Source organism: Naumannella cuiyingiana (assembly GCF_013408305.1).
GTDB classification, from domain to species: Bacteria; Actinomycetota; Actinomycetes; order Propionibacteriales; family Propionibacteriaceae; genus Naumannella; species Naumannella cuiyingiana.
Map to the genome: position 1 here is coordinate 2,971,889 of NZ_JACBZS010000001.1, position 19,544 is coordinate 2,991,432.

Here is a 19,544-nt window from a genome sequence, read left to right on the forward strand (position 1 = left end):
TCAGTAGGGGCAGACCAGCAGGGCAGATCAGCAGGAAAGGGCACAGTTCGACATGGGAATCCTCGAGGGCAAGCAGATCCTCGTCACCGGCCTGACCAAGCACACCTCCATCGCCTACGAGGTGGCCCGGATCGCCCAGGAGCAGGGCGCCAGCGTCGTGGTCTCCAACTTCGGCCGCGCGCTCCGGCTCACCCAGCGGGTGGTGCAGCGGCTGGACCCGACGCCGCCGGTGATCGAGCTGGACGTCACCGACGCCGACCACCTCGCAGGCCTGCCGGCCGCGCTGGGCGAGCACCTGGACCGCGTCGACGGGGTGGTGCACTCGGTGGCCTTCGCCAACCCGGAGACCTCGCTCGGGGGCAAGTTCTTGTCCACGCCCTGGCCGGACGTGGCGAGCGCGGTGCAGGTCTCGGCGTACTCGCTGGTCAGCCTGGTCAACGCCTGCCGGCCGCTGCTCGCCGAGGATGCCTCCGTGGTCGGGCTGACCTTCGATGCCAGCCTGGCCTGGCCCGTCTACGACTGGATGGGGGTCTCCAAGGCCGCCCTGGAATCGGTCAATCGGTATCTCGCCCGCTATCTCGGCGCCGACGGCATCCGATCCAACCTGGTCGCCGCCGGCCCGCTGGACACGCTGGCCAAGCAGGCGATCCCCGGCGCCGACGAGTTCAACGCGATCTGGGGCGAGCGGGCGCCGCTCGGCTGGGACTCGAAGAATCTCGAGCCCACCGCGAAGGCGGTCGTCGCGCTGCTCAGCGACTGGTTCCCGGCCACCACCGGCGAGATCCTGCACGTCGACGGCGGCCTGCACGCGATGGGCGCCTGAGCGGCGGCGTACCACCACGACGTTCCCGCCGGAACGTCTACCCCGTCCGGTCGCCCGGCCAGGCCACCGCGGCGCACAGCGCCTCCGCGGCGGCATCGCGCAGGGCCCGCAGCTCGCGGGAGCGTACCTCCACCGCATGGCTGGACCACGCCGCCGACGCGCCGTCGAGGCCGGCCTCGGCGGCGACCAACAACCCGGCCGCCCGGTCGGCCGCGCGCCGCGACCGCGCCGGATAGGCCGCCGGCAGCAGACCCGCCGGGCTCGCCGGGCGCTCCCCGCCGGCACCGCCGATCTCGTCCAGCACCCGGGCGGCGGCGAGTACCGCCTCGCTCAGCGCGCGCTCGGCCTCGTACGGGCCGGGGGCGGGGGCAGGCGGGGCGGCGTCGTGGATGCGCCACTGCACCGCATTGCCGACCGACTGGGGCACGAACGCGCACCGTCCCTGCTCGGCGACGACCGCGGCGCCGGCCTCGATCGCGGCCGAGTTCAGCGCCGCCGGCCCGCGCAGCAGCCCGGGGGCACCGGCGCGGGGAACCGCGAGCAGCCAGGGGCCCGGCGCGAACAACCGGGTGGCGGCCAGTGCGGTGTCGAGTTCGACCGCGTTCAGCGCGTCCAGGCCGAGGATGCCGGCGGGGTCGACCACATGGTGGGCCGGGTCGTCGCCGGTCACCGCGCGCGCCGTCACCTCGACGCTGGTCGCGGTGGTACGCAGCAGATTCAACTGCGCCGTCAGCCGGATCGCGGCGGCCAGGGCATGCACCCGGCCAGCGTAGTCCGGGGCCTCCGGCGCCCGGTCGGGGTGGAGGCCGAGCCGGCCCGGTCGGCCTTGGTAGGTTCGCGCGCATGGCAGAAGTGGCCGAGCTCGTCGGCGTCAGTGTGATCCGCGGCAGCGCGGAGCTGTTGGCCGACATCGACTGGCAGATCAACGAGTCCGACCGCTGGGTCGTGATCGGCCCGAACGGCGCCGGCAAGACCACCCTGCTCCAGGTTCTGGGCGCCCATCTGCATCCGACCGGCGGGATGGTGGACCTGCTCGGCGAGATCCTCGGCGCGACGGATGTCTTCGAGCTCCGCCCGCGGATCGGGATGACCTCGGCCGCACTCGCGGACAAGGTGCCGCGCGGGGAGAAGGTCACCGATGTGGTGGTCTCGGCGTCCTATGCCGTGCTCGGTCGGTGGCGCGAGGAGTACGAGGAACTCGACCACGAGCGTGCGCGGGAGCTGCTGGACCAGGTCGGCGTCGCCCACCTCGCCGAGCGGACCTTCTCCACGCTGAGCGAGGGCGAGCGCAAGCGGGTCCTCGTCGCCCGGGCCCTGATGAGCGATCCCGAGCTGCTGCTGCTCGACGAGCCGGCCGCGGGGCTGGATCTGGCCGGGCGCGAGTCCTTGGTGGGTACGCTGTCGCGGCTCGCGCTCGACACCCGGGCACCCGCTCAGGTCCTGGTCACCCACCATGTCGAGGAGATCCCGCTCGGCATCACCCACGCGCTGCTGCTGCGCGGCGGCCGGATCGTGGCGAGCGGGCCGCTGCGCGAGACGCTGACCGATGCGAACATGTCGGAGACCTTCGGCCTGCCGCTGGCGTTGACCGAATCCGACGGTCGGTGGGCGGCCCGCGCCGTCCCCAACGGCAGCGCTCGGTTCACCCGGCGTACCGCCGCTCGTTGATCAATCGGTCGGCTGGGCCAGCGCCAACACCTCGGCGCCCGGCAGCCGCGCGAGGTCGGCGCCGTCGATCATGATCTTGGCGGCACGCACGCCCGCGCCGATCACCACCGGCCCGGCCGCCGCGACGGCCTCGTCGACGAGGACCGGCCAGTCCGCCGGCAGGCCGATCGGGGTGATCCCGCCGTACTCCATCCCGGTCAGCGAGGTCGCGGTCTCCATCGGCGCGAAGCTGATCTTGCGTACCCCGAGATGCTTGCGGACGGTCTTGTTCACATCGGCGCGATGGGTGGCCAGCACCAGCACCGCGGCGTGGGTGGTCTGCTCGCCGCGGCGGCCCTCCACGATCACGCAGTTCGCCGATGCCCCGAGCGGCACCTGGTAGCGCTCGCAGAATGCCGCGGTGTCGGCCAGCTCGGCGTCGATCGGCGCCACCCACGCGGGCCCCGGCGGGGCGGCCGCCGCCACCGGCGCTGCGACCAGCTCCGTGGTCGTCGCCAGGTCGTGCCAGTCCAGGGTGCCGAGTTGCGGTGCGTTCACCCGTCCGATCCTAGGCACGTCCGGGCGGGCGCCGTGACGTGGCAGCATGACCCGGTGCCGTTGATCACCGTCGCCGATGCCGCCGATCCGCGCCTGGCCGACTATGTCGCCCTGCGCGACACGTCGCTGCGCCGGCATCTGGAGTCTGCGGAGGGACTGTTCATCGCCGAGGGGGAGAAGGTGATCCGGCGCGCGGTCGAGGCGGGCTATCGGCCGCGGTCGTTCCTGCTCGCCGAACGCTGGCTGGACTCCCTGCGCGATGTCTTGGACCGCTGGCCGGCGACCGACGTGCTGGTGGTCACCGAGGAGCTGGCCGAGCGGGTGACGGGATTCCACGTGCATCGCGGCGCGCTGGCCTCGCTGCATCGCGAGCAGCGCTACGCCGTCGCCGACCTGCTGGCCACGCCGGGACGTTCCCGGATCGCCGTGCTGGAGGATCTGGTCGATCATGCCAATGTGGGCGCGGTGTTCCGCTCGGCAGCCGCGCTCGGAGTCGATGCCGTGCTGGTCTCGCCGCGCTGCGCCGACCCGCTCTACCGCCGCTCGATCAAGGTCAGCATGGGCGCGGTACTGCAGGTGCCGTGGGCGCGGATCGAGCCGTGGCCGGCCGGTGTCGCGCGGCTGCGCGAGGCGGGCTATCTGGTTGCCGGGATGTCGCTCGGCGAGGGTGCGCTCACCCTGGACGAACTGGTCGCCGGCGATCATCCTCGGTTGGCGCTGGTCTTCGGCACGGAGGGCCACGGGTTGAGTCCGGGCGCGGACCGGTTGCTCGATGCGCGGGTGAGGATCCCGATGCTGAACGGGGTGGACTCGCTGAACGTTGCGGCGAGCTCGGCGGTGGCGTTCTATGCCACCGGGGATCGGGGCCGAACTGGGGATCGGAGGCACGATGGATGAGCTGACGCTGAGTTGGCAGCTCGGCACGGCGGGCCTGCTCGCGCTGGCCGTTGCCGCGATCGGGCTGCTGCTGGTGCTGATCATGGTGTTCAAGGTGCACGCCTTCATCGCCTTGATGGCGATCAGCGTGCTCACCGCCGTGGCCGCCGGGATCCCGCCGGACCAACTCGTCGACGCCCTGGAGTACGGCTTCAATCCCACCCTGGGCAGCGTCATGCTGCTGGTCGCGCTCGGCGCGATGCTGGGAAGGATGATCGAGACCTCGGGCGGGGCACGCGTGCTCGCCGATCGGATGATCGCGATCTTCGGCGAACGGCGCGCCGGATTCGCGCTGTCGCTGACCAGCCTGCTGATGGGTTTCCCGATCTTCTTCGACGCGGGACTGGTGGTGATGATGCCGATCATCTACGCCGTCGCGCGCCGCGTCGGCGGGTCGTTCCTGTCCATCGCGCTGCCCTCGGCCATCGCCTTCAGCACGATGCACATCTTCCTGCCGCCACATCCGGGGCCGGTGTCGGCGTCGGCGATCTACGGCGCCGACGTCGGCCTGGTGCTGCTGCTCGGCCTGGTCGTGGCGATCCCGGTCTGGTACGTGGTCGGCGTGCTGCTCGGCGGCCGGCTCGGGCGCCGGTTCGACGTGCCCGTGCCCACCCTTCTCGACGGCACCCGGTCCGAGGACGAGGGCTTCGAGTCGAATCCCTCGGTCGGGCGGGTACTCGCCCTGTTGTTGCTCCCGCTGCTGCTGATCTTGTTGAACACGGGCCTGAACATGGCCTCGGCGATGCAGCCCGACCGGGAGGCATTCCTCGCCCAGCCCTGGGTCGCGACCCTGCGGACGCTCGGTGAGACCCCGATCGCGTTGTTGATCACGGTCGTGGTGTCGATGGCGGTGCTCGGCTGGGGGATGGGCAAGCCGGGGACGCTGGTGGAGAAGATTGCCGACTCCGCGCTCGGCCCGATCTGCTCCGTCGTCCTGGTCACCGGGGCCGGCGGGATGTTCGGCGGGGTGCTGCGCGCGACCGGGATCGGCGACGCGCTCGCCGAGTCCCTGAACGGCATCGGACTGCCCGTGATCGTCGCGGCGTACCTGATCGCGCAATTGGTACGCCTGGCCCAGGGCTCGGCGACGGTGGCCCTGACCACGGCCGCTTCGCTGATGTCGGCGGTGGTTGCGGCGGGAAGCTACAACACGGTCGAGATCGCGGCGATCGTGCTCGCCACCGCCGCCGGCTCGGTGGGCTTCAGCCACGTCAACGACTCCGGGTTCTGGCTGGTCAGTCGGTTCTTCGGACTCGACATGAAGCAGACGCTGGCGACCTGGACCCTGTTGCAGGGCGCGATGGGGCTGCTCGGGTTTGCCATCTCGGCGGTGATCTTCGTACTCGCCGGTGGGCTCGCCGGGTGATCATTGCTGCCGAGGTCCGCCGGCGCGGGTCCGGTCAGGACCGCTCGGTCGCCAGGCGTAGCGCGAATGCCCCGAGCACCACGCCGGTCAGCGCATCCACGGCGCGCCGCACCGGGCTGCGCAGCAACAGCGCCCTGGCGCGCACCGCTGCGAACACGATGAGCACCAACCAGGTGGTGCCGATAACCGGTAGCAGCCAGGCGTAGGCGATGCCGATCCAGATCGGCGCGCCCGGCGTCAGGAACTGGGGCAGCAGCGCAAGGTAGAAGATCAGAATCTTCGGATTCGTCGCATTGCCCAGGAAGCCCTGCCGAAACCCGGCCCAGCGCGACGGCGCGGCGCTCGCCGCCGGATCGCGATAGCGGCCGCGCCTCGCGCTGATCAGCGCCTGCGCCGCGAGCCAGCACAGGTAGACCACGCCGAGCCACTTGACCGCGGCGAACAGCGTGTGGCTGGCCATGATCAACGCACCGAGCCCGGCCGCGGCCGCCAGTCCCTGCAGCATCGACGCGGCCGCGACCCCCGCGGACGTCGCGAGCCCGCGTCCCCGGCCGCCGATCACGGTGTTGCGCAGCACGATCGTGAAGTCCGCGCCGGGCACCAGCACCACGGCGAGCACCACTGCCAGATAGGGCAGCAACGTCTCGGTGATCATGAGACGAGCCTAGGACCCCGGATCGGTGTGACCAGCACCATTTCAGCCAGCGCGGACAGTGATCCTGCCGCGCGCCTCAGCCGTCGGACTCCGCGTCTGCCGGGGTCGGCCGCCGCGCGGGGTGCACCGGCCAGTCGGCGGGGTAGCGCTCAGACAGTTCCTCGTGTGCGGCGTACAGGCCCTTGCGGAGTTTGCCGCGCAGCCGGTCGCCGAAGACGATGCCGTTGAGGTGATCGGTCTCGTGCTGCAGGCAGCGCGCGAGCAGCCCGGTGCCGACGATCTCCACATCGTTGCCGAACTCGTCCTGACCGCGGGCGATCGCGTGGTCGGGCCGGGCCAGTTCCGCGTACGCGCCGGGCAGCGACAGGCAGCCCTCGTCGGCCGTTTCCAGGTGCCGTTCCTTGCCGGTTGGCAGCTCGACCACGGGATTGCACAGCACCCCGACCCGGTTCACCTCGTCCTCGTCGGGGCAGTCGTAGACGAAGATCGACAACCCGAGCCCGACCTGGGTTGCGGCAAGCCCCACGCCGGACGCGGCCGCCATCGTCGCGAACATGTCGCGGGCCAGCTCGCGCAGCTCGTCGTCGAACTTTGTCACCGGCGTCGTCGGGGCATGCATGACGGGGGCGCCCCAGCGGGTGATGGGTCGAACACGCCCGCCGCCGGTGAGGTCGGTCGAGGTCATCGGGACATCGAGTTCATCGGACAACGGGGACCTTTCGTCGGGCAGGTGGGCCTTCTCCGGGTGCTCGGGCGATGCACCGCGCATGCGCGGCGCGGTACGCCGCGCGTGCGCGGCGCGGTACGCCGCGCGTGCGCGGCGCCCAATGTTAGCCGTCGCGGGTGGGCGTGGCGCTCGGATCCGGCCGCGGCACCAGCAACACGCAGGCCGGGCTGGGGCTTGCGAACCGGAAGTCCAGCAGCCACTCGATGTCCTCGTCGGCGCCGCCGAGCTCCTCGTCGAGTTCCTCGGCGTCGCGGAACACCGACACCGCGTCCGACCGCTCGCAGGCCACCCAGACCTGGTCTTCGTGGACGACCAGGTCCCGCGGCCAGCGGCCCGCGACGGGCACCTCGGTGAGCAGCGTGAGCGAATCCTCGTCGCGGTCCAGGTCGAGCACGGCGAAGGTGTCGGGGCCGCGATTGGCGACGAACACGTCATCGCCGCGCAGCCGGATGGCCGACGGCTGGCAGTGCCGGGAACTGGTCGTCGCCGACACCGCGTCGCGCACCCGCCACTCCCGCCCGTCGTGGCGCAGCAACAAGACCTGGGCCGACAGCTCGCAGGCGACGATCAGCCGGTCGGTCGAGTCGACCACCAGGTGCCGCGGACCGGACCCGGCGGGCACCGGGATCGGATGACCCGATTCGCTGAACCGGCCGGAGCTGTCGAGCGCGAGCCGGTGGATGCGGTCCGTGCCGAGATCGACCACGAGGATCTCCGAGCCGAACGGCACCACCTGGTGCGCGTGCGGGACCGACTGGCGATCCGGGTCCGGGCCCGAGCCGGTGAACCGGTGCGTGCCCAGCACCGGGCCCGGTGCACCGTCCGGTCCGATCCGATGACTGGTGACCAGGCCGTCGGTGTAGTGGGCGACGACGATGTGGGTGCCATCGGTGGTCAGCGCGAGGTGGCACGCCCCGGCTGCGCCGGTGCGCACGGATCCGCCGCGGCGCAGGGCGTCGCGCTCCACGCCGAACAGGGTGAGCTCGGAGTTGTCGCCCTCGCCGACCGCGTAGTGCCAGCGACCGTTCGGATGGGACACCAGGTAGCTGGGCGACTCCGCGGCCAGCACCGGGAGCTCGAGCATGTCGACGGCCTCCGCCGTGGGCTCGACCCGGTAGCCGGTGATCCCGCGGGCGTCGCCGTCGTTGTTGCTCGTGTAGCCCCCGACGACCACCGTCGCGTCACCCAACGTCATGGACATGTGGATACCACGTCCGCGTGCCGCACGGGATTCGGCGCACCGCACGGCAGACTGGCCGGGTGACCGAGGGCGAGCCGGCGGCCGATCCGGGCGCGGCCGCGCCCGAGCGGCACGCGGCGCTGTTGGCCGCCTATCGGGCGCACCTGGCGGCGGAGCGGCAGCTCTCCGCGCACACCGTCCGGGCCTATCTGGGCGATGCCTCGGGCCTGCTGGAACACCTGGACCGGTTGGGGGAGACCCCGGCCACGGCCGGACTGCGGTCGTTGCGGAGCTGGCTCGCCCGACAGCAGAGCATGGGTGCCGGGCGCGCGACGGTCCAGCGCCGGGCGGCGTCGGTGCGAACCTTCTTCCGCTGGCTGGCGGCGACCGGCGAGATCGGGCAGAGCCCGGCCGAGGCGCTGCGCTCGCCGAAGCGGCCGCGGCGCCTGCCGGCGACCCTGGACCAGCGGCGCGCCGGCGAGCTGCTGGCCGCCGCGCTCGATCACGCGCGCGACGGGGGACCGGCCGGCCGCCGCAACGCCGCCATCCTCGAGGTGCTGTATGCCGGCGGGATCCGGGTCGGGGAACTGTGCGGGCTCGATCTCGGTGACATCGATCCCGCCCGCGGAACGTTGCGCGTTTTCGGCAAGGGGGCGAAGGAGCGCACGGTGCCCATCGGCGCGCCCGCGCAGCGGGCGCTCGAGCAGTGGCTGGCGGTCCGGCCGGAACTGGCCGGAGAGGGCGCCGGTGCGGCGGTCTTCGTCGGCGATCGCGGCGGCCGGATCGATCAGCGGGTGGTACGCCGGATCGTGCACCGGGCCCTCGCCGCCGTGCCGGGCGCCCCCGACCTCGGCCCGCACGGGCTCCGGCACGCGATGGCGACCCACCTGCTGGAGGGCGGCGCCGACCTGCGCAGTGTCCAGGAGATCCTCGGCCACAGCTCACTGGCCACCACGCAGATCTACACCCATGTCACCGCCGAGCGGTTGCGGGCGGCCTTCGAGCAGGCCCACCCGCGCGCCTGACCCCGAGCACCGGCCGGATCAGAACGGGCAGCTCAGAACGGGGCAGCTCAGAACCAGGAGAGCGGGTCCACGATCCCCCCGTCGAGCCACAGTTGAAGGTGCAGGTGGCAGCCGGTCGAATAGCCCGTGCTGCCGACCCGGCCGATCACCTGGCCCGCGGCGACCCGCTGGCCGGGTCGCACGGTGTAGCCGAGCGCATGGTTGTAGGACGTCCGCACCGCGCGCCCGTCGACCATCCCGTGGTCAAGGATCAACCGGTTGCCCCAGGCGCCGGTGAAGGTCACGGTCGTCACCGTCCCCGCATACGGAGCCCGGATCGGCGTACCGCAGCCGGCGCCCCAGTCCGTGCCGTCGTGCAGTTTGCGGACACCGGTGATCGGGTGCACCCGCATCCCGAACGGCGAGGTGACGGGGCCCGGCACCGGCATGGAGAACCCGTGCTCGCCCGGCGGGCTGGGCCGGCCGAGCCCGCCCCCGGCCTGCGCCTGCTCGCGGCGGGCCCGCGCCGCCTCCTCCGCGCGCTTGCGGGCATCGCCCGGCAACATCCGCACGTCGCCGCGAGCCGGATCGGAGCCGAGCAGGTCCCGGGGGTCGAGATAGGCCTCGCCGCGCTTCAGCCCCCAGTGCAGGCAGGCGGCCGCAGCGCCGCAGGGGTGTCCGGCCTGCAGCTCGCCGACCGGGTCGCCGAGGTCCACCCGATCGCCGACCGCGACGCTCGCCCGGACCGGCTCGTAGGTCGTCCTGACGTCGCCGTGGTCGATCACCAGCACGTCCCGGCCGGCGATCCGGCCGACGAAGGAGACCCGCCCGGCGGCGGCCGCCGAGACGGTGGTGCCGGGCCTCGCGCCGAGGTCGAGACCGCGATGCCCGGGCTGCCAGTCCTTCGCTGGCGGGTCGAACTCGCGCACCACCGGGCCGTCCAGCGGCCAGGCGCTCGGCGGCAGGCCGGCCCCGGTCAGGCCGATCACGGCCAGCAGAACCAGCGCGATGGCGTACCCGGAGCGCGACGGAACGGTCATGCCAGACCATCGCCGCGCCGCGGCGCCGATTGTCGGCCGGGCCGCGATCTGTGGACAATCGGCACCGGTCGCGCGCCCTGTGGACAACCCGGATCCCGCGGATTGGCGCGGTCCGCGGGCGGCCGCGTAGACTCGTCGCAGCGATCCTTACGGATCGACTTCGCATGCGGGTTCCCGGTCACGCCGGGCAGCATGGCTCAGTCCCACGCCGAGCATTCGTCGAGGGTTCGTGCTGCGCCCGCGTCAGGGGTGCCGGCGACCCGCCGGTACCGACCAACTGAGGGCGCCCGCGCACGGGCGCCGGAACGAGGAGGAACGGCCATGGCCGTCGTCACCGCGCGCCAACTGCTGGAGAGTGGCGTTCACTTCGGGCACCAGACCCGACGCTGGAACCCCAAGATGAAGCGCTTCATCTTCACCGAGCGCAATGGCATCTACATCATCGACCTGCAGCAGTCGCTGAACTACATCGACAAGGCCTATGCCTTCGTCAAGGACACCGTCGGCCGCGGCGGTCAGGTGCTGTTCGTCGGCACCAAGAAGCAGGCCCAGGAGGCCATCGCCGAGCAGGCCACCCGGGTCGGCATGCCGTATGTCAACCAGCGCTGGCTGGGCGGCATGCTCACCAACTTCCACACCGTGATCAAGCGGATCCAGCGGCTGAAGGAGCTCGAGGGCATGGACCTCGAGACCGGCGGCGACACCGGCCTGACCAAGAAGGAACTGCTCGGCCTCAAGCGCGAGAAGGACAAGCTGGAGAAGACCTTGGGCGGCATCCGCGACATGGCCCGCACCCCGCAGGCCGTGTGGATCGTCGACACCAAGAAGGAACACCTGGCCGTCGACGAGGCCCGCAAGCTGAAGATCCCGGTGATCGCGATCCTCGACACCAACTGCGATCCCGACGAGGTCGACTACGCGATCCCGGGCAATGACGACGCGATCCGCTCGGTCGCGCTGCTCACCCGCGTGCTCGCCGACGCCGTCGCCGACGGCCTGATGGCGCGCTCCGGCGCGCAGACCGGCTCGGAGGAGAACGAGCCGATGGCCGAGTGGGAGCGCGAGCTGCTGGCGGGCCAGGGCACCGACGGCGAGACCGCCGCCGACGCTTCCGGCGCCACCCCGGCGCTGAACGACCCGGACGCCCAGGCCCTGGTCGAGGCCACCGAGGAGAACCCCTCGAACAAGGGCCCGGTCTCCGACGAGAGCGTCGACGTCGCCGCGCCCGCGGAGCCGACCCCGAGCCAGAACGACTGATCACCTCATCCACCCAACCTTCACCAAAGGGGAGTACGCATGGCAGTCACCGCTGCTGACGTCAAGAAGCTCCGCGACGCCACCGGCGCCGGGATGATGGACGCCAAGAAGGCCCTCACCGAGGCCGACGGCGACCACGACAAGGCCGTCGAGCTGCTGCGCGTCAGCGGCCAGGCCAAGGCCGCCAAGCGCGGCGCCGAGCGCGAGGCGAGCAACGGGCTCGTCGCCAACTCGGGCCAGGCGCTGGTCCAGCTCGGCGCGGAGACCGACTTCGTCGCCAAGAACGACGAGTTCATGAAGCTGGCCGAGGACATCGCCGCCGCGGCTGCGACCGCCAAGGCCGACAGCGTCGAGGCGCTGAACACCGCCGAGGTCAACGGTTCCACCGTCGCCGACGCCGTCCAGCAGCTCGCCGCGAAGATCGGCGAGAAGCTCGAGGTCACCAATGCCGCCTACTTCGACGGCCCGACCGCGGTCTACCTGCACCGCCGCGCCTCCGACCTGCCGCCGCAGGTCGGCGTGATGGTCGAGTACGAGGGTGCCGACGCCGACGCGGTCCGCGCCGTGGCGATGCAGGTCGCGGCGATGCGCCCGACCTACCTGACCCGGGACGAGGTTCCCGCCGATGTCGTCGATGGCGAGCGCAAGGTCGCCGAGGCCGCCGCCCGCGAGGAGGGCAAGCCGGAGCAGGCGATCAGCCGGATCGTCGACGGCAAGGTCAACGCCTTCTACAAGGACCACGTCCTGCTGGAGCAGCCGTCGGTCTCGGAGGACAAGAAGACCGTCGGCCAGCAGCTCGAGGCCGCCGGCGTCACCGTGAAGCGGTTCGTCCGCTTCGAGGCGGGCGCCTGATTCGAGCGGGTCGTTCGATCGGTACGCCGGGACGGGCGTCGTGGGGAGACCCACGGCGCCCGTTCCGCATCCGGGAGGCAGACGCATCCCGGCGGGCGGCGGCCGCCGAGTCGCCAAATTGTCTCCGCGCGACTGCCTGCGCGATGATGGGCGGCAGTGTCCGGAACTGGCGAGGGAGAATCGATGGCGTACAGGCGCGTCCTGCTGAAGCTGTCCGGTGAGGTGTTCGGCGGCGGTGCCGTCGGCGTCGATCCGAAGGTCGTCGCCAGCATCGCCCGGCAGGTCGCCGATGTGGTACGCAGCGGCGTCCAGGTCGCCGTGGTGGTGGGCGGCGGCAACTTCTTCCGCGGCGCCGAGCTGCAGCAGGGCGGGATGGACCGCGACCGCGCCGACTACATGGGCATGCTCGGCACGGTCATGAACTGCCTTGCCCTGCAGGACTTCTGCGAGAAGGAAGGCATCGCCACCCGCGTGCAGACCGCCATCGCGATGGGCCAGGTCGCCGAGCCCTACATCCCGCGGCGCGCCGAGCGACACCTGGAGAAGGGTCGGCTGGTGATCTTCGGCGCCGGATCCGGGATGCCGTACTTCTCCACCGACACCGTCGCGGCGCAGCGCGCGCTGGAGATCGGCGCCGAGGTGTTGCTGATGGGCAAGCAGGGCACCGACGGCGTCTACGATGCCGACCCGCGCACCACCCCGGGTGCGACCAAGTTCGACGACCTGAGCTATGACGAGTACCTCGCCCGGGACCTGAAGGTCGCCGACGCCACCGCGATCTCGATGGCTCGCGACTACAAGCTGCCGATGGTCTTCTTCAGCCTCGACACCGCGGGCAACATCGGCCGCGTGGTGGCGGGTGAGAAGATCGGAACGACGGTGCACGCCTGAGGCGCGGCCTCCCGCGTACCCGATGCGGTGCGGGAAACAATCCCGGCACCGAGACGAGCAGACGAAAGGAACGAGCGTGATCGCCGACACCATCCAAGAGGCCGATTCCCGGATGTCGTCCACCGTGGCGCACACCAAGGAGGAGTTCGCCGCGATCCGCACCGGTCGTGCGCACCCCGGCATGTTCGCCAAGATCACGGCCGACTACTACGGTACGCAGACTCCGCTGCAGCAGCTTGCCTCCATCCAGGTCGCCGATGCGCGGATGGTGCTGATCACGCCGTTCGACACCAATGCGACCAACGGCATCGAGAAGGCGATCCGCGATTCCGATCTCGGCGTCAACCCGGCCACCGACGGCAACCAGATCCGGGTTTCGCTGCCGGAGCTGACCGAGGAGCGCCGCAAGGAGTACACCAAGCTCGCCAAGACCAAGGCCGAGGAGGGCCGGGTCGCGATCCGCAACTCCCGCCGCCAGGCCAAGGACGCCCTCGACAAGCTGGTCAAGGACAAGGAGGTCGGCGAGGACGAGGTGACCCGGGCCGAGAAGGACCTCGACGCGCGGACCAAGAAGTACACCGACCAGATCGACGAGCTGCTGAAGAACAAGGAAGCCGAGCTGCTCGAGGTCTGATGACCCCACCCGGAGACGACCCGGCGGATCACCCGCCGCCCGACGCGATCCCGGTCCGTGATCACGGCCGGGCCGGTCGCAACCTGCCCGCGGCGATCGGCGTGGGCGTCGGCCTGTTCGTCGCCCTGGTGGTGACGCTCGGCTGGTTCAACCTGGGCTTCGTGCTGCTGATGGCCGTGGCGCTCGCACTGGGCACCGTCGAGGTGTGGCAGGCGATGCGACGGATCGGCATCCACGCCGCCATCGTGCCGATCGTGGTCGGCACGGTCGCGATCATCATCGGCTCCTACCAGGCGAATCTGGAGCACCGGGTCAGTACCAACACCTGGATGCTCGCCATCTTGGGGCTGACGGTCCTGGCCAGCCTGGTCTGGCGGATGCCGCGCGGCGCCGACGGCTATCTCCGCGATGTCGCGGGCAGCATGTTGATCATCGGTTGGATCCCGCTGCTCGGCGCGTTCGCGTCGATGATGCTGGCCGGCAACCAGGGCCCGCTGCGGGTGATCACCTTCCTGGTGGTGATCGTGCTGGCCGACACCGGAGGGTACGCCGTGGGCGTCGTCTTCGGCAGGCACCCGATGGCGCCCCGGATCAGCCCCAAGAAGTCGTGGGAGGGTTTCGCCGGGTCACTCGTCCTCGGCACCGCGGGCGCGGTCGCGATGATGACGCTGTTCCTCGGCCAGCCGTGGTGGGTCGGGGCGATCCTCGGCGTGGCGCTGGTTCTGGCCGGCGCCTGCGGCGACCTGGTCGAATCGCTGATCAAGCGTGACATCGGGATCAAGGACATGAGCTCCTTCCTGCCCGGCCACGGTGGCGTGATGGACCGGCTCGACTCGCTGTTGTTGGCAGCCCCGGTGGCGTGGCTGATCATGCTGATCTTCGTTCCTGGAGGATGACGATGACCGAAGGACGCACCGCGCTGCCGCTGGTGTTCGAGGCACCCCGCCGTGGCAAGCCGCCACGGCACTGGGCCGATCTCGATCCCGAGGCGAGGATCGAGGCGGTGCAGGCCGCCGGCCTGCCCCGGTTTCGCGCGCAGCAGCTCTCGCGCCACTACTTCGAGCACCTGAACGACGACCCGCGGTCCTGGACCGACCTGCCGGCGGTACTGCGTACCGAGCTCGCCGAGCAGCTCTTCCCGCGGCTGCTCGACCCGGTACGCCGGATGCAGACCGACCAGGGCACCACCGTGAAGACGCTGTGGAAGCTGCACGACGGCGCGCTGGTGGAGAGCGTGCTGATGCGCTACCCGAACCGGACCACCATGTGCGTCTCGTCGCAGGCCGGCTGCGGGATGGCCTGCCCGTTCTGTGCGACCGGGCAGGGCGGCCTGCAGCGCAACATGTCCACCGCGGAGATCGTCGAGCAGGTCACCGACGGCGCCCGGGCGCTGCGCGCCGGTGAGATTCCCGGCGGGCCCGGCCGGGTCAGCAACATCGTCTTCATGGGGATGGGGGAGCCGCTGGCCAACTACAAGTCGGTGATCGGCGCGGTGCGGGCCATGACCACGCCCGCGCCGGACGGGCTCGGCATCGGCGCGCGCGGCATCACCGTCTCCACCGTCGGCCTGGTGCCGGCGATCCACCGGCTGACCGCGGAGGGCCTGCCGCTGACCCTGGCCCTGTCGCTGCACGCCCCGGACGACGAGTTGCGCGACGAGCTGGTCCCGGTGAACAACCGCTGGAACGTCGGCGAGGCCGTCGACGCGGCCTGGGAGTACGCCCGGGCGACGAAGCGCCGGGTATCGGTGGAGTACGCACTGATCAAGGACATCAACGACCAGGCGCACCGCGCCGACCTGCTCGCCGATGTGCTGAAGCGGCGCGGCACCAAGGCCGACGGGAGCTGGGGTTGGGTGCACGTGAACCTGATTCCGCTGAACCCGACACCCGGCTCGAAGTGGACCGCATCGCGGCCCGAGGACGAGGCCGAGTTCGTCCGGCGACTGGCGGCTCGGGGCGTACCGGTCACGGTTCGCGACACCCGCGGCCGCGAGATCGACGGCGCGTGCGGGCAGCTCGCCGCGACCGGGTCGTGAAGTCGCGGGCAGCCTGACGTGGCGGGGGTGCTGTCCGGCTTCGCCACCATCGCGATCATCATCGCGGTCGGTTGGGTGCTGGCGCACACCAAGGTGTTGGACGCCCGGGCGCAGGTGGTGCTGGCTCGGCTGACCTTCCATGCCGGTACGCCGGCGCTGATGATCACCATGATCGGTTCCTCCGATGTGCACCGCCTGTTCTCGGCGAATCTGATCGCCTCGGTCACCGGAGTGGTGGTCACCGCCGTGCTCTCCGTGCTCGCTTCCCGGCTGGCCTTCCGCCGCGACGCCCGCGACACGGTGATCGGTGCGTTCTGTTCCTCGTATGTGAATGCCGGCAACCTCGGCATCCCGATCGCCGCCTATGCGATCGGCGATGCGGCGGTGCTGGCGCCGATGCTGCTGGTCCAGATCCTGGTCCTGCAACCGGGCGGGCTGGCCATCCTGGACGCGCTGGACGGGCAGCAGTCGGGCCGGTTCGGCGCCGGCATGATGATCCGCTCGGCGCTGCTGCGGCCGATCCGCAACCCGATCACCATCGGTGCCGCGATCGGCGTGCTGCTCGCCGTCACCGGCTGGCAGCCGCCGGCGGTGATCATGGATCCGATCGGGCTGATCGGAGGCCTGGCCATCCCATGCATGCTGATCGGCTACGGCGTGTCCCTGCGCACCGGCCCGGTGCCCGGCCGCGGCGAACGGCCGGCCCAGCTCGCGGTGATCACGGCACTGAAACTCGTGGTGCAGCCGCTCGTGGCGGGGCTGGTCGCCGCATTGGCCCTGGGCCTGACCGGCCCGGCGCTGCTGGCCGTGGTGATCATCGCCGCTCTGCCCACCGCGCAGAACGTCTTCGTGTTCGCGGTCCGCTACGACGCCGGGGTGGTGCTGGCGCGGGACTCGGTCTTCCTGACCACCGTGCTGTCAGTGCCTGTCATCTTGCTGATCACCGCGCTGCTCGCCTGATCCGGGACGGGCCTGCCCGGGCGGGCACCGAGATCTCCGCGCGATCCGGCGATCAGCCGAGCAGTGCCCGGCCGGCGGCCGCGGCGTCGGGGGCCAGATGCAGGTACGCGCCCATCGGCCGGTCGCGGCCGAGCGCGGTGAGCAACTGCCAGGCTGGCAGTCGCTCGGTCCAGTGCTCGACACCGATCAGCACCATCGGCGCGATCAGCTCCGGATCCGGGGCGTAGTAGTTCTCCGTGGTCGCGGCGAAGATCTCCTGCACGGTTCCGGCGGCGCCCGGCAGACACGCGATGCCGCCGCGGCTGCGGGTGAGCAGCGTGTCCTCGCGCAGGGCATTGGAGAAATACTTCGCGATCATGGTCGCGAAGACGTTCGGCGGCTCGTGGCCGTAGAACCAGGTCGGGATGCCGACGCTGGCACCCGCATCGGGCCCGCCGAACCGGTCCAGCACCGCGAAGGCCGCACCCGCCCAGTCCTCGATGCTTGGCCGGAAGTCCGGCACCTGCGCCAGCATCGCGCACGCCTGCGTCAGCGCGTCGTCCTCGCGCGGCGCCAGCAGCGCGCCGAGGTTGGCCGCCTCCATCGCGCCGGGGCCGCCGCCGGTCAGCACCAGCCGCCCGGCGCGGGTCAGCTCCCGGCCGAGCTCGGCCGCCTCCCGGTACGCCGGCTCGTCGCGCCGGATCGCGTGCCCGCCCATGATCCCGATCAGGTCCCGGGCGGGGTAGGGGCGCAGCGCATCGGCCAGCGCGTCGCCGATCGAGTGATCATGCAGGGCCATCGCCAGCGTGTCGTCGATGCCCGGCTCCGGCACGTGTCCCTGCCGCCAGGCATAGCTGCGCGCGTCGAGCGAGTCGGCATAGGCGGCGGTGTCGTAGAGCTCGCGGGCGGCGTACAGCGCATTGCGGTAAGGATCGAAGGGTACGCCCGGCAGCGCCGGGAAGATCAGCCCGCCGCGGGCGCGCAGGTCGTCATCGGCGCCGGGATCGAACCGGCAGCCCAGGAAGACCGCGCCGGCCACCTCCACCCCCGCCAGCGTGGCGCGCCCGGTCAGGTCCAGGCCTTGCAGATAACACCCGGCCAGACTGGCGATGCGCGCCAGATGATCATCGAGCTGGGCGAGGGATTCGATCTCGAGGGTACGCCGGGTCATGGCGCGATTGTGCCAGCGCCCATCTCGTCGTCAGGTATCGCCGCCCGGGCGCGGTCCTGGGCGGCGACAGCTCACGACGAGAGTCGGGCGGGAACGTGGATCGGCCGGGCGGATTCGGGCCGGGACACGCGACGGGGCCGGTCGGACGGACGCACTCGCGCCTGCCCGACCGGCCCCGGTCGTCGATCAGTCCGGCTTCCCGGTCAGCCGCCGACTGCCTTCAGGGCGTCGACATTGCCGTCGCCGTAGAAGGAGTTGAACGCCGCGGTGCCCACGCAACGCTCGTCGTCGCACGGCAGGTCAGTGGCCTGCTCGCGAAGCAGCTTCACCAACTCGGCGGGCTTGGCATCCGGATGGGTGGACTTCAGCAGCGCCAGCACGCCCGAGACGTGCGGGGTGGCCATCGAGGTGCCGCTGAGCCGGGCGTACCGGCCGCCCGGGTAGGTGGACACGATGCCCTGGCCCGGCGCGGTGACCTCGATCTTGTTCTCGCCGTAGTTGGAGAAGTAGGCCTTGGTGATGTCGGAGTTCAGCGCCGACACGGTGACCACATTCTCCAGCTCGGCCGGGATGTCCAGGCAGTTGTTGTTGATCACCCGATCGACCTCCTGGCCCTCGACATCGTTCGGGCTGACCGGATCGGTGGTCTTGTTGGCCAGGTCGTAGTCCTCGTTGCCGGCGGCCGCCGCGCTCACCACGCCCTTGCTGTTGGCGTACTCGAAGGCGCGGCGCACCGCCTCGCGCCCGGGCACCTGGTTGGCCTGATCACCGCACCAGAAGTTCCACGGATCGGTGTAGTAGCTGTTGTTGGTCACATCGAAGCCGTTGTCGGCGGCCCAGATCATGCCGCAGACGACGTACTCGGGGTAGAACAGGCTGTCGTCATTGGACACCTTGATCGACGCGATCGACACGTCGGGCGCGATGCCGACCACGCCGACCCCGTTGCGCGCGGCGGCGATGGTGCCGGCCACGTGGGTGCCGTGACCGTTGGTGGTCGGCTCCCAGCCGGTACGCCGCGGCTGGCCCGCGTTGTTGCAGGAGACCGACTTGTCGGCGCGGAAGTTCGGCGCCAGGTCGGGGTGCGTGCCCTCGACGCCGGTGTCGACGATCCCGACCAGCACGTCGGGGTCACCGCCGGTGATCTCCTGCGCCTGATCGGCCTTGATCGCCTTGTTGCCCCACTGGTCGCCCTCGAGCGGGTCCGGCGCCAGCGCGGCCTCGGAGACGCCGCGGCCGGCCTCGTAGCCGCCGAGCCGAAGCTGGTCCTGCGCGGTGTCGGAGCGCTTGGAGCGGCCGGGCGGCTGGGCCTTGTTGCCCTTCGGCGTACCCTCCGCGACCTCGGCGGTGCGGGTCTGGCCCGCCGACTCGACCGGGGTGCCGCGCCCGCCGATCCGGTCCAGATCGGCCAGGAACGCGGCCTTCGTGGAATGGGCGATGATCACGCCGATCTGCGGCCAGGACTGGACCACCGTGCCGCCGGCCGACTCGACCAGCCGCTCGGCCCGCTTGATCTGGCCGAAATTGGCCCGCTTCAGGTTCACCGCGTAGCTCATCAGCACGCCGTCGGCCGGCGAGCGGTCGACCGGGGTCGACGGCGGTTCGTCGGCGCTCGGGGCGGCGGTCGCCGTGCCCGCGGACAGCGCGAGGGCCGCGGCGCCGGCGGCGATGGCGGCCGCGATCCGGCGGCCGATTGCTGGACTGCTCATCAGGGAGCCTCCTTGTGGGGGACGTTGGCCAGAAATCTAGCCCGCGAGTGCGACTGTCTGCAGGCGGTCGCGCAGATTCCTCCGGCGCCTGCCTCCGGACATGACTCGGCCCGGCCG

At 71.4% G+C, this 19,544-nt stretch carries 20 protein-coding genes; 12 read left to right on the forward strand and 8 right to left on the reverse strand.

Features of this window, described 5'->3' with window-relative positions; genetic code table 11:
• Positions 1–52: 52 nt before the first annotated feature.
• On the forward strand, positions 53–823 hold the full coding sequence (gene fabI, locus GGQ54_RS13905) for an enoyl-ACP reductase FabI (RefSeq protein ID WP_179445929.1): 771 nt from the start codon (positions 53–55) through the stop codon (positions 821–823).
• Positions 824–860: 37 nt separating this feature from the next.
• Here fabI and GGQ54_RS13910 read toward each other — a convergent pair whose 3' ends face one another.
• Positions 861–1,583 carry a hypothetical protein gene (locus GGQ54_RS13910; RefSeq protein ID WP_179445930.1) on the reverse strand — a complete coding sequence of 241 codons (723 nt, stop codon included), beginning with the start codon at positions 1,581–1,583 and terminating at the stop codon, positions 861–863.
• A gap of 83 nt (positions 1,584–1,666) precedes the next feature.
• Between GGQ54_RS13910 and GGQ54_RS13915 the strand changes: the two genes are divergently transcribed.
• A complete protein-coding gene (locus GGQ54_RS13915; protein WP_179445931.1) occupies positions 1,667–2,491 on the forward strand; it encodes an ABC transporter ATP-binding protein in 825 nt (274 codons plus the stop codon).
• On the opposite strand, the gene GGQ54_RS13920 is transcribed toward GGQ54_RS13915, so the two are convergent.
• Positions 2,492–3,028, reverse strand: a complete 537-nt coding sequence (locus GGQ54_RS13920) for a YbaK/EbsC family protein (RefSeq protein ID WP_343045971.1) — start codon at positions 3,026–3,028, stop codon at positions 2,492–2,494.
• Positions 3,029–3,061: 33 nt separating this feature from the next.
• On the opposite strand from GGQ54_RS13920, the gene GGQ54_RS13925 reads away from it, so the two are divergent.
• On the forward strand, positions 3,062–3,925 hold the full coding sequence (locus tag GGQ54_RS13925) for a TrmH family RNA methyltransferase (RefSeq protein ID WP_343045972.1): 864 nt from the start codon (positions 3,062–3,064) through the stop codon (positions 3,923–3,925).
• Positions 3,918–5,330 carry a GntP family permease gene (locus GGQ54_RS13930; protein ID WP_179445933.1) on the forward strand — a complete coding sequence of 471 codons (1,413 nt, stop codon included), beginning with the start codon at positions 3,918–3,920 and terminating at the stop codon, positions 5,328–5,330. Before GGQ54_RS13925 ends, GGQ54_RS13930 begins: the two co-directional genes overlap by 8 nt.
• Before the next feature lie 34 nt (positions 5,331–5,364).
• Here the strand turns inward: GGQ54_RS13930 and GGQ54_RS13935 are convergent, their stop codons facing one another.
• The 3 genes from GGQ54_RS13935 to GGQ54_RS13945 form a co-directional block, all read right to left on the reverse strand.
• Entirely contained in the window at positions 5,365–5,985 is a 621-nt protein-coding gene (locus tag GGQ54_RS13935) for a LysE family translocator (protein WP_179445934.1), read from the reverse strand.
• Between the two features lie 76 nt (positions 5,986–6,061).
• Positions 6,062–6,670, reverse strand: a complete 609-nt coding sequence (def, locus tag GGQ54_RS13940) for a peptide deformylase (RefSeq protein WP_179445935.1) — start codon at positions 6,668–6,670, stop codon at positions 6,062–6,064.
• 145 nt (positions 6,671–6,815) lie between these two features.
• Complete coding sequence (locus GGQ54_RS13945; protein WP_179445936.1) at positions 6,816–7,907, reverse strand: lactonase family protein; 1,092 nt, start codon at positions 7,905–7,907, stop codon at positions 6,816–6,818.
• A 125-nt stretch (positions 7,908–8,032) separates the two neighbouring features.
• On the opposite strand from GGQ54_RS13945, the gene GGQ54_RS13950 reads away from it, so the two are divergent.
• Entirely contained in the window at positions 8,033–8,917 is an 885-nt protein-coding gene (locus GGQ54_RS13950; protein ID WP_218844191.1) for a tyrosine recombinase XerC, read from the forward strand.
• A gap of 47 nt (positions 8,918–8,964) precedes the next feature.
• On the opposite strand, the gene GGQ54_RS17455 is transcribed toward GGQ54_RS13950, so the two are convergent.
• Positions 8,965–9,936, reverse strand: a complete 972-nt coding sequence (locus GGQ54_RS17455; protein ID WP_179445938.1) for a peptidoglycan DD-metalloendopeptidase family protein — start codon at positions 9,934–9,936, stop codon at positions 8,965–8,967.
• 321 nt (positions 9,937–10,257) lie between these two features.
• Between GGQ54_RS17455 and rpsB the strand changes: the two genes are divergently transcribed.
• The 7 genes from rpsB to GGQ54_RS13990 all read left to right on the forward strand — a co-directional run bounded on the left by rpsB (position 10,258) and on the right by GGQ54_RS13990 (position 16,568).
• Positions 10,258–11,193 carry a 30S ribosomal protein S2 gene (gene rpsB / locus GGQ54_RS13960; RefSeq protein ID WP_179445939.1) on the forward strand — a complete coding sequence of 312 codons (936 nt, stop codon included), beginning with the start codon at positions 10,258–10,260 and terminating at the stop codon, positions 11,191–11,193.
• Between the two features lie 39 nt (positions 11,194–11,232).
• A complete protein-coding gene (tsf, locus tag GGQ54_RS13965) occupies positions 11,233–12,045 on the forward strand; it encodes a translation elongation factor Ts (protein ID WP_179445940.1) in 813 nt (270 codons plus the stop codon).
• 183 nt (positions 12,046–12,228) lie between these two features.
• Positions 12,229–12,936, forward strand: coding sequence for a UMP kinase (gene pyrH / locus GGQ54_RS13970; protein WP_179445941.1), 708 nt, complete (start codon positions 12,229–12,231; stop codon positions 12,934–12,936).
• Positions 12,937–13,015: 79 nt separating this feature from the next.
• Complete coding sequence (frr, locus tag GGQ54_RS13975) at positions 13,016–13,570, forward strand: ribosome recycling factor (protein WP_179446627.1); 555 nt, start codon at positions 13,016–13,018, stop codon at positions 13,568–13,570.
• Entirely contained in the window at positions 13,570–14,466 is an 897-nt protein-coding gene (locus GGQ54_RS13980; RefSeq protein ID WP_179445942.1) for a phosphatidate cytidylyltransferase, read from the forward strand. Before frr ends, GGQ54_RS13980 begins: the two co-directional genes overlap by 1 nt.
• Before the next feature lie 2 nt (positions 14,467–14,468).
• Positions 14,469–15,608, forward strand: coding sequence for a dual-specificity RNA methyltransferase RlmN (rlmN, locus tag GGQ54_RS13985; protein ID WP_179445943.1), 1,140 nt, complete (start codon positions 14,469–14,471; stop codon positions 15,606–15,608).
• A gap of 18 nt (positions 15,609–15,626) precedes the next feature.
• Positions 15,627–16,568, forward strand: coding sequence for an AEC family transporter (locus tag GGQ54_RS13990; protein ID WP_179445944.1), 942 nt, complete (start codon positions 15,627–15,629; stop codon positions 16,566–16,568).
• Positions 16,569–16,620: 52 nt separating this feature from the next.
• On the opposite strand, the gene GGQ54_RS13995 is transcribed toward GGQ54_RS13990, so the two are convergent.
• Positions 16,621–17,718: an LOG family protein gene (locus tag GGQ54_RS13995; RefSeq protein ID WP_179445945.1), complete on the reverse strand. Its 1,098-nt coding sequence runs from the start codon at positions 17,716–17,718 to the stop codon at positions 16,621–16,623.
• 203 nt (positions 17,719–17,921) lie between these two features.
• Positions 17,922–19,427 carry a S8 family peptidase gene (locus GGQ54_RS14000; protein ID WP_179445946.1) on the reverse strand — a complete coding sequence of 502 codons (1,506 nt, stop codon included), beginning with the start codon at positions 19,425–19,427 and terminating at the stop codon, positions 17,922–17,924.
• Positions 19,428–19,544: the final 117 nt, after the last annotated feature.

Bases quoted from the DNA above. Each gene is read 5' to 3' on its own strand.
- fabI (WP_179445929.1), top strand. From the start codon at position 53: ATGGGAATCCTCGAGGGCAAGCAGATCCTCGTCACCGGCCTGACCAAG.
- GGQ54_RS13915 (WP_179445931.1), top strand. From the start codon at position 1,667: ATGGCAGAAGTGGCCGAGCTCGTCGGCGTCAGTGTGATCCGCGGCAGC.
- GGQ54_RS13930 (WP_179445933.1), top strand. From the start codon at position 3,918: ATGGATGAGCTGACGCTGAGTTGGCAGCTCGGCACGGCGGGCCTGCTC.
- GGQ54_RS13935 (WP_179445934.1), bottom strand. From the start codon at position 5,985: ATGATCACCGAGACGTTGCTGCCCTATCTGGCAGTGGTGCTCGCCGTG.
- def (WP_179445935.1), bottom strand. From the start codon at position 6,670: ATGACCTCGACCGACCTCACCGGCGGCGGGCGTGTTCGACCCATCACC.
- GGQ54_RS13945 (WP_179445936.1), bottom strand. From the start codon at position 7,907: ATGACGTTGGGTGACGCGACGGTGGTCGTCGGGGGCTACACGAGCAAC.
- GGQ54_RS17455 (WP_179445938.1), bottom strand. From the start codon at position 9,936: ATGACCGTTCCGTCGCGCTCCGGGTACGCCATCGCGCTGGTTCTGCTG.
- rpsB (WP_179445939.1), top strand. From the start codon at position 10,258: ATGGCCGTCGTCACCGCGCGCCAACTGCTGGAGAGTGGCGTTCACTTC.
- tsf (WP_179445940.1), top strand. From the start codon at position 11,233: ATGGCAGTCACCGCTGCTGACGTCAAGAAGCTCCGCGACGCCACCGGC.
- pyrH (WP_179445941.1), top strand. From the start codon at position 12,229: ATGGCGTACAGGCGCGTCCTGCTGAAGCTGTCCGGTGAGGTGTTCGGC.
- GGQ54_RS13980 (WP_179445942.1), top strand. From the start codon at position 13,570: ATGACCCCACCCGGAGACGACCCGGCGGATCACCCGCCGCCCGACGCG.
- rlmN (WP_179445943.1), top strand. From the start codon at position 14,469: ATGACCGAAGGACGCACCGCGCTGCCGCTGGTGTTCGAGGCACCCCGC.
- GGQ54_RS13995 (WP_179445945.1), bottom strand. From the start codon at position 17,718: ATGACCCGGCGTACCCTCGAGATCGAATCCCTCGCCCAGCTCGATGAT.
- GGQ54_RS14000 (WP_179445946.1), bottom strand. From the start codon at position 19,427: ATGAGCAGTCCAGCAATCGGCCGCCGGATCGCGGCCGCCATCGCCGCC.